The following is a 15,384-nucleotide window of genomic DNA, read 5'->3' on the forward strand; positions in this document are numbered from 1 at the left end:
TTTATAACTCCTTTAAAATATTTATATACTGATCTGTATATTTTTTATCTATTATAGCACCTTGATGTTGTATAATTTCAGCAGCAAAGTTTTGTGCAAACTCGATACTTTTTTGTAAACCTACATTATTATTTGTAAACGCTGCTAAAAATGCAGCATTAAAACTATCTCCAGCAGCTGTCGTATCTATGGGAGAGACTATTTTTGTTGGACTTATATGTTCAAGCTTATCTTTAGTTTGTAATACAGTAGGATTTTTTCCATGTTTTATAATAACTAAAGGAATATCATACTTATTATATCTATCAAGAGTTTGCTGATAGTTAACATCATCAAATAAAAGTTCTTCATCATCAAAAGTTGTTATGACTATAGTTACATATTTTAGAATCTTTTCTAAATAGGATTTAGTCTGCTCTTTAGATTGCCAACATTTAGGGCGATAATTTAGATCAAAAATTATTTCTTTATCTTCGCCAGAATTCTTAAAATCTTTTAACCAATTTGCAAAAATATTTAACTGCTTCTCATCCCATCTAGATAAAGATATACCTGAAAAATAAATGTATTTGTATTCTTGGGTATATTTATCTAGCTGCTCTGTGGAAACACTATTAAATAACTCCTTAACTGGAGCATCATTACGCCAATAATAAAAGCTTCTTTCGCCTAAACTATCTGTTTGAATAGCATATAAACCAGGAACTTTATCTTTGATTTTTATGACAGTAGATGTATCTATATTTTCATCATTCCAATGATTTATCATTTGAGTAGAAAAATTATCATCACCTAAAGCTGTCAAAAATGAAACATTTTCATTTAGTCTTGCATAATATAGAGCTGTATTTAAAACATCTCCACCAAAGCTTAGTTTAGCTTTTGAACCTAGTTCAATTTGACCACTAAGCTCAAGCATACATTCTCCAATTGCTAGTAGTTTATTTTGACTCATTTTCTAGTTCTCTTTTGACAGCATAAGCGACACCACGAACTTCGGCAAGGCCTTTCATACGCCCAATACATGAGTATCCAGGGTTGGTTTTTTTATCTAAATCAGAAAGCATTTGTTGACCGTGATCTGGTCGCATATATATTGGCTGAGAATCTTTTTCAATTTTCATAATTTCTTTAACCAATGAGTACATATCCGTACTTCCACATAAATGCTCAGCTTCAAAAAAGCTACGATTATTCGGATCTAAAGCTACATTTCTTAAGTGAGTAAAGTATATTCTTCTGCCAATTTTTTTAGCCATAAGAGGTAAGTCATTATCCCATCTAGAACCTAATGAACCCGCACAAAATGTAATTCCATTTGCCATAGAAGGTATATTTTCAAATAACCAGTCATAATCCTCAATAGTACTAATAATCCTAGGTAATCCAAATAACTCAAATGGAGGATCATCTGGGTGAATAGCAACTTTAGCTCCGACTTCTTCAGCTACAGGAATTACTTTTTTCAAGAAATAGATTAGATTCTCTCGTAGCTTTTCTTTATTGATATCTTTGTATTCATCTAGCGCTGCTTGGAACTGCTCTAATGAAAAACTCTCTTCTGCACCAGGAAGGCCAGCTATTATATTACCAGTAAGTTTATCAATCTCTTCTTGAGTCATATCGTCAAAGTACTTTTTAGCTTGAGATACTATTTCAGTCTTATAAGCTTTTTCTGCATCTTTACGCTTAAATATATGGATATCAAAAGCTGCAAAAGCTATTTCATCAAAAGACAATGTCTTAGCACCTGTTGCAGTTTGCTTACCAAGATCTGTACGAGTCCAATCTAATACGGGCATAAAGTTATAAATAATCAGTTTAATACCACATTGGGCTAGGTTACGGATACTTTGACAGTAGGCATCGATATATTCATCGCGAGTAGATTTACCTCTTTTAATGTCTTCATGAACTGGAATACTTTCTACAACAGACCAAATTAAGTTTGTTTTACCAAGTTTAGAAGAGTTTTCCACCTCATGCTGTCTTTTTTTAATTTCTTCTACAGGCCATACTTTACCATTTGGAATATGGTGAAGGGCAGTTACAATATCTGTAACCCCAGTTTGCATAATATCTTCTATACATACAGGATCATTTGGTCCAAACCAACGCCATGATTCTATCATTTTACACCTCTGATTCTTAAATATTACTAATAACTTTTAATACACTTTTTGCCTTTATTTCTTGAGCATAGTGTGTAACTTTTTCAATTAATTCTTTATTGTCTGATAACTCTTTTGAGAATATTTCTGTTAAGCTTAGAAACTCTTTAACTATTTTATAAATAGTGCTATTATTTTGATATATGACTATGTAGTTATCCTGCAAAGGGTCAGATATTTCAATGCTTTGAGCATCTTCATTTATACCTGAATTAAATAATATCCAACCAGCTAAACCAATAGCTAAAATATCATAATTCTCATTATTTTCTAATAAGTATTCTAAAGATCCAAGCCATCTTTGAGGAATTTTCTTAGAACCATCCATAGCTATCTGCTCAGTACGATGTTTTAGATGTGGATTAGCAAATCTATATAATAATTTGTCTGCATAATCAGAAGTTGATACATCCTTAGGTAAACCTTCAACAAGAGGTGCAGCAATCTCTAACATATACTTCTTAATGAAGTTAAAAAATTCTGGTTTTGCTATAACTTCATCAACAGTTTTTAGACCAGCATAAGCACCTAAATATGCAATTAGGCTATGACTACCATTTAGCATAGTAAGTTTTAGCTTTTCAAAAGGCTCAATATTATCAACAAACTCTACACCAACTCTTTCAAGAGCAGGGCGACCATTTGCAAAATCATCCTCAATAACCCATTGAGAAAACTCTTCAGTAGCTACAGCACAAATATCTCTTTGGCCTATCATATTTTCAATATTATCAAGAGTCTGCTCTGTAACCGCAGGAACAATTCGATCAACCATTGAGCTTGGGAAAGTTACATTTTTTGATATCCAAATATTTAGCTTTTTATCTATTTTGTTTGAAAACTCTAAAATAGCCTTTTTAAGGATTCTGCCATTATTTGGCATATTATCACAGCTAAGTAGCGTTATAGCACTAGCATTTTCTTGCCAACGCTTATATAGCCCAGCTACAGTAATCCCTATTGCTGTTTTCGCAGAATTAAGATTTTCTAGATCATGAATAATATCAGCATTTTTAAAATCTAGCTTTTGAGTTGATAAATCAACATAATAACCCTTTTCAGTAACTGTGTAGGTAATTATTTTTATATTAGGGTCAGCAATTTGTTGTATTAGATTTTCTACTTGTCCATTTCCAGCAAAATATACATCTTTTAATGCGCCTATAACGGTATTAGTTGTTCCAGATTCACTATTTGTAGATAGTGTGTATAAACAATCATTTTTTTTAAGATCATCTATCAATTTTTTATTACTTCTGATTGTTCCACTAATATAGCCCCAATTTAAAGCATCTTTATCGCCTAAATTAAGTAATTTATCTATATAAAAAACTTGATGTGCTCGATGAAAAGCTCCAATACCTATATGTAAAATACCAGCTTTAAAATCAGATCTATTATATTTGGGTAAGTTACAATTCTGTAAACTTTGAAGATTAAGCATTATATTCTAAATCCTTATTCATATTGATTATCTGAGGGTTAGTCACTTTGAAGTTATCATGACCCTCATATTGCCAATTAATATTTAGTTTATCATTTCTGTTGGTAATTTGAATATTTAGGAAACCACTTTCATTATCTAAGTATTTAGTACTTTCACCATCATCTAGATATATTTGATGTTGCGTAGTTTCCTCATTTAAAGAAGGATAAACCTTATAAACAATATCTTGCTCAAAATTATTAAATTTAGCCTTACATTTATTTGTAACAATTATGCTTCCTTCTTTAACAAATATAGGAATACTTTTGATATCAATATTTAGACTTATAATTTTTCCACCATCATATACTTCACCAGTATAGTAGTCATACCAGTTTGAACCTTTAGGTAAATAGATTTCTCTAACTCTTTGATTTTTTTCAAGTATGTTTGCTATAAATAGATCCCCAATCATAAAATCTTCATTTTCTTGAAATGCTTTCTCATCAGTTTCAAAATCATAAAAGGTTGGCTTTAAAATAGGTTTAGCATTAGCATGAGCTTGATAACATAACTGATAAATATATGGGGTTATCTCATTACGCAAATCAAAAGCTTTTTGAATAGTCTCTAAAGCTTCTGGATACATCCAAGGAGTATTTACTGATTTATCATCGTTCCATGAGTGAATTGTAAATCTAGGATAAAATATACCGTGCTGAATCCAGCGAATTAATAATTCTGAATCTGGAGCTGGCCCACTAAAGCCACCAATATCATGACCAAAATTATAAATTCCTGATAAAGATAGACCTTTAGCCATTTCTAGATTATATTTTAGGGTTTTCCATTCTGTATAGTTATCACCAGTCCAAGTTTGAGCATATCTTTGTAAACCAGCACATCCAGATCTTGTGATAAGGTAAGGGCGTTTATTAGGGTCAAATTTCTTTTGAGCTTCAAAACTGGCTTTTGTCATTAACAAAGACTGAACTGGCTTGATATGTTTAACCTTTATTTCTTTATCAAAACCATAACAAACAGCCTCACCATTATAGACCTCATATTCATTATTATCATTCCAAGTTGATTCTATCCCTTTTTCTAATAGCTGTTTTGTAATATTATCTTGCCACCATGAGATGGTTTTTGGATTTGTAAAATCAAGATAATACCCTAGCTCATCCCAAAACTGTGCTAATTCAGGTCTTTGATATTGTTTGTTATATATAAACCCACCAAAACTAGCTACTTCGTCTAATTTAGGATGATCTTGGAGTAGGCAAGGTTTGATATTCGCACATAACCTAATGCCATTATCTAAATATTTTTTAGTGAATTCTTCAATATCTGGAAATTTTGTATGATTCCAATTAAATACATACCTCTTATCTCCAATAGAGGTATATCCAGAGCTTAACTGAAATGAGCCACATTGAATTTCATACTTTTGGCAATCATTTATAAAATTATCCATTTGTTTTTGCGCATCTGGAAGATCTGTATATGTCATAGTAGAGCCTGAGTAATATAAGCTCCAATAGGGTGGTAGTATTGTTTTACCAGTTATAGTGCTAAAAGTTTCTGTAACATCAGCAATTTTATCCCCTAAAATGAAATAGTAATCTAAATCTCCAGCTTTGGCTTCATAACTAATATATGGACCATGATAATTATCAATTTCTTTACCAAAGTTAAAAATACTATCACTTAAATTATCATAAAAAATACCAAATGATGTTTTGCTTGTAGGATTATGAGATATAAAAAATGGAATATGTTTATATAAAGGGTCTGAGCTTTCTGAATCATACCCCATTGGGTCTATTGATTTCATCTCATAGCGTTTTTTATCACGGTTAAGAGAACCTGATTTTTCTCCCAATCCAAAGTACATAGAATTATGCTCTTTTTTGATAGCATGATATGCACCTCTATCTGACCAAAAGTCTAAATTATAAGCTTGTGTTTGCAAATCTTGTGATACTAAAGTCCATTTATCAGACTCTTTTTTATACCAGTTAATTATAAAACCGTTAAGATCTATTTCACATTTTAGGCTATTAGTTTCTATAGTAGCATTATCTTCATCACCATAAGTTTCAAAATTAGGACAGCTAAAGCTAGATGTATCTAATCTATCAACGCCTTCAAAAGGTATATCATCTTTCGTTATTGACCATGTCTTACTTAAAGTTGGCTTTAAGGATTTTGTGAAAAGAATTCTAAATATATTCTCTTCTAGTATGAATACTTGAGCAAAGATTTGTTTTTCAAATAGTTCAAATATGACATGATCAGTTTTGATATCTTTTAGTTTAAATTTACAAATATCTAGCATAATTTTTAATCCTAAAATGCGTTATTACGACCCCAAGTCTTTTCATGTGGCCATCCCGTTAATTCTTCAACTACTTTAACAGCCTCCACAGGAGCTTGTTCTAATTCTCCACCATCTCGTAGTCTCTCTAACTCACTCACCAAAATTAAATGTTTAGCTTGTGTTAATCTAAATCTTGAAGCAGCGATAGCTCCAATAATACAAAATAATACAGTTCCACCAATAAAACACATATTTATACCAAGTAGGGCAGAACTAGACTGTACCGTAGCACCAGCTTTGAAGCTAAAAACTGATAATGTAAAACCTACTATAGCAAATGCAAGTGCTTGAACTAACTTACGCGAAACTGTCATAGTACTCGCAAAAGTACCTTCTCTTCTTTTTGTAGTTAATGCTTCATCAATATCAGCGATAAAATTATATATATTCCATGGTGTGAAGTAACATCCAGCTCTTGCAAAGCCTAATACAAAGATAATCATTACAAAAAGAGCAAAAGCAATAGCAGGGCTAAATATTGGAATAATCAAAAAGCTAAGCATACTAATAAGAAGACAACTAATAGCTACTCTATAACTCATTACGCTGCCAATTTTTATACATAAATATGCAAAGATAGGTACGGAAATAACCTGAATCACTGAGAAACAAGTATATACGATAGAGGCAGAGCTAACATTGTAGTCAAGAATAAATGTAAAGTAATATGCAAAGCTAGCACCAAACACATCTAAAGCTACAAATGCTCCAATATACATCAGAAGATTAAGTCTAAATGCTCTAACTCGAAGAGTTGAGAAGATATTTACAAAAATTGATTTAATTTCTTTGAATAAAGTCATATATTGTTTTTTAGAAACTTCAACATCTCTTTCCCATGTAAATTTATAAACAAAAAACCATGGAAGCATAAATAAAATAGCGCAAATCACACCCATAATAACAAAAGAAGTCTTTTCATCTGCAAAGAAATACATAATAGCTGCTGGTAAAAATCCTGCCACTATATTCGAGCTTTGTGAGAAAACCATTCTAATTCCAGTCATCTTAGATCTGACATGATAGCTGTCTGTCATCTCAGCAGCTAAAGTCTCATAAGGGACTTGAATCATCGTAAAGATAAAGTTGAAGGCAATATAGCCAAATAAGTAATACCAAAAACCAAACCCAGGAATCCATAATAATGCAAATACGGAGACAAGTGGGGCACCTATAACAAAGAAGAATCTTCTTCTACCTAAAGGACCTCGCCAGTTATCTGAAATATAGCCCATAATTGGGTCAGCAAATACATCTAGACCTCTACCAATAGCAACTACTAGACCAGCTTCAGCAGCTGAGAGTCCTGCTATATTTGTATAAAAATACATTAACCATAAACCAAGAATGGTAAAAGCACCACCACCAAAAAAATCACCTGAACCATAGGCAATCATATTTTTTAATTTGACTTGTTTATTTTGAGACATGATTTTTGATAAAAAAGATTTTATTTGATTAAATATAAAACATTAAAGATTAATTTAAAACAAAAAAGAGTAAATAAGCCACTGTTATTAATATTCTAATTTACAATTTGGTTTAAATCTAGTTAAGTCAAACAGCATGTTGCCATCTGTTACAGTATCGCAAGTTTCCCTCAAGGGGTTACAACTACAGATAAAATCAGCATAGTTCGTTCTGTTATGCAAAGATAATAGATATTTAAACTGCTCAGGTATCCAATCTGGTAAAGTATCAGCAAAGTAATGATATTTGTCTTCTGAAACTATCAACTCTTTGCCAAAATGATGATAATTAAAAGGTCCCGTAGAAACGATTATCGGGTCACCAATAGTAGCAGGGTAAAAGCTACCAAATACTTTTTCAGGGTTACCAATATTTCTAACACGAATATAATTGTCTTGAAGAAGAGGCTGATACTTACTTACAAACCCCCATAAACCAACAGCCGGTTGGCCAAATGTTATAACTTTGATATGATCGGGAGATACTCCTTGGTCTATCATAGTTGCTCCAAGAAGGACTGCTGAAGTAGCCCCTAAACTTAGACCTGTAAATACATAATGCAAATCACCGTGCTCTAATTTCATTCTGTCTAACCATTGCTGTAAAGTTTCAGGCTGCTTTTCTCCTGTAGTTATATCTACAGCCTTTGTTGCCAGCATTGATTTTAAATGATGATTAAAACCACTATGCACTCTAACTTTGGGATCATTTCTAAACTGCTCTGAGACAATAGTAGCATCCATCAACCAGTTTAAAATACTTACAGAACCACGAATAGTTACAAATGCAGTATTTGTTGTACTATCATAAATACCAAAAGCTTGGAATGAATCATTTGCACCTTTGAGGTCTTTAGATCTATCAATTTTTCTTAACTCGCCCATAAGAGGAGATAGATCTGAGGCTTTTGGTGTTTCATCAATAATCTTTTTATTACTCTCTATAGAGCTTTTAACATTGTTGCCAATAAATACATTTACTTTTTCTGGTGACTTACTTCTTCCCAAAAAGCCATATTCTTTAATACAACTATCCCCGTAATCTTCTTCACAAAATACAGCATTTGATAGATCTACAGCAATTCGTAGATCATTTATATCTACACTTGATGAAGTATTTGCATTAGTTGAGGATATGCTAAACGCTAATGTTGAAAAAGTAATCATTTTTTTAAGTTTTTGCATTTTTCTTCCTTAGTATAAAAGATGTTTTATCACTCTAATTCTTGGCTTGATGATGTGCTATCCAAAGCCACTTTAGTTGTATTAGTAGTAACATGATCTTGCCCAAAGGCATCACTAGCATTTAGCTCATCTAAGCCATCGTTAAAATTTTGGTTTGCAGAGGTAACTTTTGAATCATAACTAGATTCTGATCTTGCCTGATCGTTTAAAACCCCTTTTCTATCGATGACATCTTGATTCAGCCCTGAAATAGTTTGGTTTTGACTATCAATTTCATCTTGGGCATTATCATAAGTTGTTTTTGCAGTATTAAGAGTATCTATTTCGTCTTGTCTATTAGTTACAGTTTGAGCAGCAGCTGTATAATTTGGATCATTTTGATCAAGGCTATCTCTATAAGCTGTAAGTTGATTTAAACCTTGGCCGTCTCTTGCATTAGATATCTCTGTTTCTTTTGCAGCAATATCAGATAGTATATCTTGGTAAGCTTGATCAGAGGTATCTCCATCGTAACTATCTCGCTGAGCCTCTAGTGTTGAAAGCTCGCTATTAAGTTGCGTTACGCCATTATCATTATTTGTTAAATCAGTAATTTTTTGATCAAATGCATTATCAAAGCCAGCAACACTATTAGGTGTACCAAGACCAGCATCTCTGAATACATCAAGAGGATCCGCTTGTAGAGTTCGCTGCTGATCGATAATATCTTCAGCATCTTCAATTTTAGAATTTAAATCACCTAAAGTACCTTCTTCAGCACTATTCTCATCTTCTAGTTCTTTTTGATCATATAAGTCATCCCATTCATCTTTAGCTTGAGTTAAAGCAGCATTTCTAACACTCACTAACTCTTCATTAAATGTATTAATATAAGCCTGTTGGTCATCATTTAGATCTCCAGAAGAGGCATTACAATTACCAGGCATTGCTGATGATGGTGGTGTGGAATATGAGCCGCCGTCCTCTACAGTAATATTACACTCCCAGTTAATTAGCGAGCCATTATCGTTGATACGCGGAGTTAGGGCTATTTGGTAAGTAGTACCATTTATCACAGGATGAGCTAGTAAACGACCATTATTTTGCTTTAGTTCACTCATGATAGCAACATTAGCATCACCAAGGTAATTATCTTTTACATTAGCAATATTTGATTGGAACTCTTCATCACTTGTTGCTCCAGTTTCTTGAATAAATACAGCAATTGCTTTGCGGTAATTATCCATCTTGTTGATTTCATCTTGAAGTTGGGTTTTTAAGATGTGATTAGAGTAGGCTGGTATTGCTATTGCAGCAATGATTGCAATGATTGCAATAACAACCATCAACTCAACTAGAGTAAATCCTTTTTTATTTAGTAGCATAAATTAAGTTACATAGCATAATATATTTTTATTATAAACATTATATTATAAATCTGCTACTCAACTTTTTCTTAAAAAAAGAGTGAAATAAAGTTATAATCAGGCTGATATCAATTCTATTAGTAAAAAATTAATGATAAATTTTAGAAAACAAAACCCTTTCTTTCTTCTATGTTTTTTTGAATATTTTGAAAGATTTGGGTATTACGGTTTTAGTTATACTTCTATTTTATTCTTTATGAGTAATTATGGCTTTAATTTTACAGAAAGTCAGGCTGTTGTATTATTTGGAGCATTTGCAGCTCTTAGCTATGTGTTTAATGCTATAGGAGGGTTTATCGCAGATAGAGTTCTTGGTATTAAGCGCACGATGTTTGCTGGAGGTATTATGCTAATGCTTGGTTATGCAACCCTAGCTATAGGCTCTGCAATAGCTACAAAAGAGGTTTTATATGTTGCTGTAGCCACAGTTATTCTTGGAGCAGCATTATTTAAACCTGCTCCAACAAATCTTATTTCAAGAATTTATACTGATCATTCAAAGATTGATTCTTTATATACGATGTTTTATATGTCAATAAATTTAGGATCTCTGACTGCTTCACTTCTTGTTCCTGTATTATCAGCTAGATTAGGATATATGTTTACATATTTTATATGTTCATTTGGTTTTGTTTTAGCTATTGCAAATACATTAATTAGTTATTCTAGTATAAATGATGTTGACAATAGTGTTGGAAAGCTTGGACTTAGCCTAAAAACACTAATCCAATTTATCATAGGAGTTGCTATTACAGTAGCTATCTTAAGTGTAGTATTAGCCTATGGAGAAATAGCAAATATAGTTCTTTGGGGGGGAGCTATATTTATATTTGCAATATTTGCATCACAGATATTTATAGAGAAAGATTCACTAGCTAGAAAGAAAATTATAGTTGCTATTATCCTTTTGTTCTATGCTGTTGTTTTCTATATTATATATCAACAAAAATTTACAACAGTTCTACTATTTAATCTACATCATGTAAATTTACATTTCTTAGGTATGGATGTTAATCCTCAATCAATCCCAGGTGTATTGAATACTGCTGGCATTGTGTTACTTTCTCCTCTATTAGCTATCCTTTATACTAAACTGAAAGATAAAGATCTTTGCTTACCACATAAATTTGCTATGGGGCTATTATTATGTGGCTGTGCTTATGGAACTATGTTTTTAGCATGTTTTTTAAATCAACCAACTGCAAAAATTAGTATATGGTGGGAAGTACTTGCTATTACAGTATTTTTTGCATCATCTGAACTTTTAATCAGTGCACTAGGACTAGCTCTTATGGCAAAACTCTTACCAAAAAGAATAATGGGCTTTGCAATGGGTACATGGTTTATAACCTCAGCTATAGGTATCAAGCTTGGTACTATGCTAGCTGGATTTGTAAGTACTGGTATAAAATATGATACAAATAAAGGTTTTGATACTCAAATGGCTATTGAAAGTTATCATAACTATCAACACTTATTTGCTTATATTAGTATATTTGCAATAGTAGTTGCCGTATTTGCTTTTGTAATTGGTAAAAAGCTTAATAAAATGATTCAAGAGTAATATTTATATACATCTTTTATATAAATCATGTATAAAACAGCATTCTCAACATTTTAATAAACCTTATTTTTGTCTATAATATTGCGTAACTTTTAAAATAGGAATTAACATGCAAATCGTTGATCAAATGAAAGATCAAGCCTTAGCAGAGCTAGAGCTTGTTACTGATAAAAAATCTTTAGATGATATTCGAGTAAAATACCTTGGTAAAAAAGGTGAATTAACAGGTATGATGAAGCTAATTGCTACACTACCTAATGAGGAAAAGCCAAAGTTAGGTCAGGCTGTAAATATAGCTAAACAAGCTTTACAAAATGCAATAAATGAAAAACTAGCAAAGTTTGAAGAAGCTGAGCTAAATGAAAAATTAGCTAGTGAAAAAATAGATGTTACATTAAAAGGTGTTGGTCAAAATCAAGGATCACTTCATCCTGTTACCAAGACTCTTAATCGTATTGAAACTTTCTTTAAACAAAATGGTTTTGCAGTAGAGGTTGGTCCTGAGATTGAGAGTGATTACTACAATTTTGAAACTCTAAATATCCCATCTCACCATCCAGCTAGAGCTATGCATGATACATTTTATATTGATGAAACTCATGTACTTAGAACTCATACATCAGGTGTGCAGATTCGTACGATGGAAAAGCAAGAGCCACCTATTAGGATTATAGCTCCAGGCAGAGTATATCGTTGTGATTCTGATATTACTCATACGCCAATGTTTCATCAAGTAGAAGGACTATTGGTTGAAAAGGACGTTTCTTTTGCTGATTTAAAAGGTCTTTTACACGCATTTTTAAATTCATTCTTTGAAAAGGATCTAAAAGTAAGATTTAGACCATCATATTTCCCTTTCACAGAGCCATCAGCAGAAGCAGATATGGAGTGTGTAATGTGTGATGGTAAAGGTTGTAGAGTGTGTAAACACACTGGCTGGTTAGAAGTGCTAGGCTGTGGCATGGTACATCCAAAAGTATTAAAAGCTGGTAATGTTGATACTGATAAATACCAAGGTTTTGCTTTTGGTATGGGTGTTGAGAGATTAGCGATGCTTAGATATGGTATTGATGATTTAAGAATGTTCTTTGAGAATGATCTAAGATTTTTGAAACAGTTTTAATTTTTGTTATTGAGGTTTATAAATGAAATTTTCACATAATTGGTTAAATGAATATCTAGGTAATACTCAAGATAGCCAAAATCTAGCAGATACTCTAACTTTAGCTGGTCTAGAAGTAGATGCAATCGAGCCAGTAGTTGCTGAAAAAGTAACAGGTGTCGTAGTAGGGCAAATCAAAACTATCAACAAACATCCAGATGCAGATAAACTAAATATCTGTAGTGTAGATGTCGCTGAAGATGAGCTTCTAACTATAGTTTGTGGTGCTAAAAATATCTATGAAGGTATGAAAGCTCCTGTTGCCAAAATCGGTGCAGTTTTACCAGGTAATTTTAAAATCAAAAAATCTAAGCTAAGAGGGCAAGAATCTTTTGGTATGATGTGCTCAGAAGAGGAACTTGGTTTAGCTGAAAAAGCAGATGGTTTGATGGATTTACCGGCAGATGCTCCTGTAGGTACAGATATGAATGAATACCTAAACCTAGATGATAATATTATCGAGGTTGATTTAACACCAAATAGAGCAGATTGCCTAAGTGTATATGGTATTGCTCGTGAAGTATCTGCTCTTACAAAAACGCAACTCAAAGATATTGAAATCAAAGCTTCTGACATTTCTCTAGAAGATACAAAAGATGTGCAAATATCAGCTAATGATGCTTGTAAGGCATATCTGGGTTGTATTATTAAGAATGTAGATAATAAGGCTCAAACTCCGCTATGGATGGTTGAAAAGCTAAGAAGAAGTGGTGTAGGTAGTATTTCATTTTTTGTAGATGTAACAAATTATGTAATGTTACTAACAGGTCAGCCGATGCATGCTTTTGATTTAGATAAGTTAGAAGGTGGTATCAATGTTCGTTATGCAAATGATAATGAAGCGCTGACTCTTTTAGATGAAACTCAAGTTAAACTACAGTCTGATACTCTAGTAATTGCAGATGAGAAAAAAGCACTTGCAATAGCTGGTGTTATGGGCGGCTTAGATTCATCGATTACAGATAATACTACAAATATTTTTCTAGAAAGTGCTCATTTTGTACCAGAAAAAATTGCTGGTAAAGCACGTAAATACAATCTACATACAGACTCTTCTCATAGATTTGAAAGAGGCGTGGATCCTAAGCTACCTCAGGATGCTATGCAGATAGCTATTAATTTAATAGTGGAAATTGCTGGTGGTGAAGTTGCTCCTATATCAGGTGCAGAAGATTCTGGAGCTATAGAAAAAAATACAGTTATAAATTTATGTGTTAAAAAACTAAATAGAGTTTTAGGAACCCAGTTTACTATTGAATATGTAGCTGAAGTTCTTGCAAACTTACACATGCAAGTTGCAAAATCAGATGAATGTTGTTTAGAGGTAATTCCACCGTCATATCGCTTTGATATGGAAATTTCTGAAGATTTAATTGAAGAAGTTGCACGCGTATATGGTTATTCAAACTTGCCTGAAACAATGCCTAAATATAATGCTTCAAAAATCAATATTTCTGAAACAAACCAATCTCTAGATACTATAAATGCTAGATTAGTTGATAGGGGTTATCATGAAGCTATTAACTACAGCTTTATAGATCCTAAGTTTGATGAGTTTTTCTTTGAGGAAAAGGGTATAGCTATCCAAAACCCAATTTCACAAGATTTATCTGTAATGAGACAATCCTTGATACCGGGATTAATAAACTCTTTCAAAGCAAATACTGCGCGTCAGCAAAATAGAATTAGAATTTTTGAGAAGGGTGCTTGTTTTAAATTAGAAAACAATCAAAGGGTACAGTTTGATAGAATTGCTGGCTTAGCTTATGGTGAACTTTTAAATCCTAACTGGTCAAATACTAAAAAAGTTGATTTCTTTGATGTTAAAGCGGATATCGAAGGGCTTTGTGCTGATATTACTAATCTAAGCTTTGAAGTTTGTGATGATGTTAATTGGCTTCATCCAGGTCAGTCAGCTTATGTTTTAGCTGATGGTAAAAAAATTGGTGTAATTGGTGTAATTCATCCTAGCGTTCTAAAAACTTTCCAAATCAAAGCAAAAGCACCTATAGTGTTTGAATTAGATTTAGATGTTTTAACTAAGAAGGAAATACCAAGTTTTGAGAAAATCTCAAAATACCCATCTGTATCTAGAGATATATCTTTCTTAGTAGACAAATCTGTACTTGCTGGAGATATTACAAAAGCAATAACTGATTTAAATATAGATATCTTAAAAGATGTTAGTATATTTGATATTTATGAGTCACAAGAGAATGAAAGAAAGAGTATCGCTTTAAGTATGCTTTTCCAAGATAATGCTCAAACTCTTGAAGATAAAGTTATTGTTGAAAGTACTGAAAAGGTGTTAGAAATATTAAAATCTAAGTTTGATATTGAGCAAAGAGTATAGAAAAAGGCTTTACATTAAAAAATCAATATCTTTGATAACCAAAACTATTTCTCTGAATATATTTTTTTAAATAACCAAATTTTTCGTAAATAAAGGTTATTGCTAGAGGTATTTACTGAAAAAATATTAAATTTAATTATAAATAAAGTGTTTTAGTCGGTTTAATAAAATGATAGATTTAAAAATAATATCAAAAATTTTATATATAAATCATGCCAAAGTGTAAGAAATGTGGTGAAGAGCTATTTAAAAATAGCTTAATATC

At 32.1% G+C, this 15,384-nt stretch carries 9 protein-coding genes and 1 pseudogene; 3 read left to right on the top strand and 7 right to left on the bottom strand.

Annotation, left to right across the window (positions count from 1 at the left end):
* Nucleotide 1: 1 nt before the first annotated feature.
* The 7 genes and pseudogenes from QI37_RS00955 to QI37_RS10480 form a co-directional block, all read right to left on the bottom strand.
* Nucleotides 2-955, bottom strand: coding sequence for a sugar kinase (locus QI37_RS00955; RefSeq protein ID WP_040007723.1), 954 nt, complete (start codon nt 953-955; stop codon nt 2-4).
* Nucleotides 942-2,132, bottom strand: coding sequence for a mannonate dehydratase (uxuA, locus tag QI37_RS00960; protein ID WP_040007725.1), 1,191 nt, complete (start codon nt 2,130-2,132; stop codon nt 942-944). Before uxuA ends, QI37_RS00955 begins: the two co-directional genes overlap by 14 nt.
* Before the next feature lie 16 nt (nt 2,133-2,148).
* The gene (locus QI37_RS00965; RefSeq protein WP_040007727.1) at nt 2,149-3,615 is read right to left on the bottom strand and encodes a mannitol dehydrogenase family protein; all 1,467 of its coding nucleotides are present in this window, start codon (nt 3,613-3,615) and stop codon (nt 2,149-2,151) included.
* Nucleotides 3,608-5,938: a glycoside hydrolase family 31 protein gene (locus QI37_RS00970; RefSeq protein WP_052399111.1), complete on the bottom strand. Its 2,331-nt coding sequence runs from the start codon at nt 5,936-5,938 to the stop codon at nt 3,608-3,610. Before QI37_RS00970 ends, QI37_RS00965 begins: the two co-directional genes overlap by 8 nt.
* A gap of 11 nt (nt 5,939-5,949) precedes the next feature.
* Nucleotides 5,950-7,410 (bottom strand): MFS transporter, encoded by a 1,461-nt coding sequence (locus QI37_RS00975; protein ID WP_052399112.1) that lies wholly within the window; start codon nt 7,408-7,410, stop codon nt 5,950-5,952.
* An 87-nt stretch (nt 7,411-7,497) separates the two neighbouring features.
* Nucleotides 7,498-8,634: a lipase family protein gene (locus tag QI37_RS00980; protein WP_040007732.1), complete on the bottom strand. Its 1,137-nt coding sequence runs from the start codon at nt 8,632-8,634 to the stop codon at nt 7,498-7,500.
* Nucleotides 8,635-9,895: 1,261 nt separating this feature from the next.
* Nucleotides 9,896-9,998, bottom strand: a pseudogene (locus QI37_RS10480) (prepilin-type N-terminal cleavage/methylation domain-containing protein); the annotation flags it as partial.
* A gap of 133 nt (nt 9,999-10,131) precedes the next feature.
* On the opposite strand from QI37_RS10480, the gene QI37_RS00990 reads away from it, so the two are divergent.
* The 3 genes from QI37_RS00990 (at nt 10,132) to pheT (ending at nt 15,119) form a co-directional block, all read left to right on the top strand.
* A complete protein-coding gene (locus tag QI37_RS00990) occupies nt 10,132-11,604 on the top strand; it encodes a peptide MFS transporter (protein WP_040007734.1) in 1,473 nt (490 codons plus the stop codon).
* 109 nt (nt 11,605-11,713) lie between these two features.
* Nucleotides 11,714-12,727, top strand: coding sequence for a phenylalanine--tRNA ligase subunit alpha (gene pheS / locus QI37_RS00995; protein WP_040007736.1), 1,014 nt, complete (start codon nt 11,714-11,716; stop codon nt 12,725-12,727).
* 22 nt (nt 12,728-12,749) lie between these two features.
* On the top strand, nt 12,750-15,119 hold the full coding sequence (gene pheT / locus QI37_RS01000) for a phenylalanine--tRNA ligase subunit beta (RefSeq protein WP_040007737.1): 2,370 nt from the start codon (nt 12,750-12,752) through the stop codon (nt 15,117-15,119).
* The last annotated feature ends 265 nt before the right edge of the window (nt 15,120-15,384 follow it).

This window comes from Candidatus Francisella endociliophora (assembly GCF_000764555.1).
Lineage (GTDB): Bacteria > Pseudomonadota > Gammaproteobacteria > Francisellales > Francisellaceae > Francisella > Francisella endociliophora.

What these genes read in the sequence shown, in the direction of transcription:
- QI37_RS00955 (WP_040007723.1), bottom strand. Translation starts at nt 955, where the DNA reads ATGAGTCAAAATAAACTACTAGCAATTGGAGAATGTATGCTTGAGCTT.
- uxuA (WP_040007725.1), bottom strand. Translation starts at nt 2,132, where the DNA reads ATGATAGAATCATGGCGTTGGTTTGGACCAAATGATCCTGTATGTATA.
- QI37_RS00965 (WP_040007727.1), bottom strand. Translation starts at nt 3,615, where the DNA reads ATGCTTAATCTTCAAAGTTTACAGAATTGTAACTTACCCAAATATAAT.
- QI37_RS00970 (WP_052399111.1), bottom strand. Translation starts at nt 5,938, where the DNA reads ATGCTAGATATTTGTAAATTTAAACTAAAAGATATCAAAACTGATCAT.
- QI37_RS00975 (WP_052399112.1), bottom strand. Translation starts at nt 7,410, where the DNA reads ATGTCTCAAAATAAACAAGTCAAATTAAAAAATATGATTGCCTATGGT.
- QI37_RS00980 (WP_040007732.1), bottom strand. Translation starts at nt 8,634, where the DNA reads ATGCAAAAACTTAAAAAAATGATTACTTTTTCAACATTAGCGTTTAGC.
- QI37_RS00990 (WP_040007734.1), top strand. Translation starts at nt 10,132, where the DNA reads ATGATAAATTTTAGAAAACAAAACCCTTTCTTTCTTCTATGTTTTTTT.
- pheS (WP_040007736.1), top strand. Translation starts at nt 11,714, where the DNA reads ATGCAAATCGTTGATCAAATGAAAGATCAAGCCTTAGCAGAGCTAGAG.
- pheT (WP_040007737.1), top strand. Translation starts at nt 12,750, where the DNA reads ATGAAATTTTCACATAATTGGTTAAATGAATATCTAGGTAATACTCAA.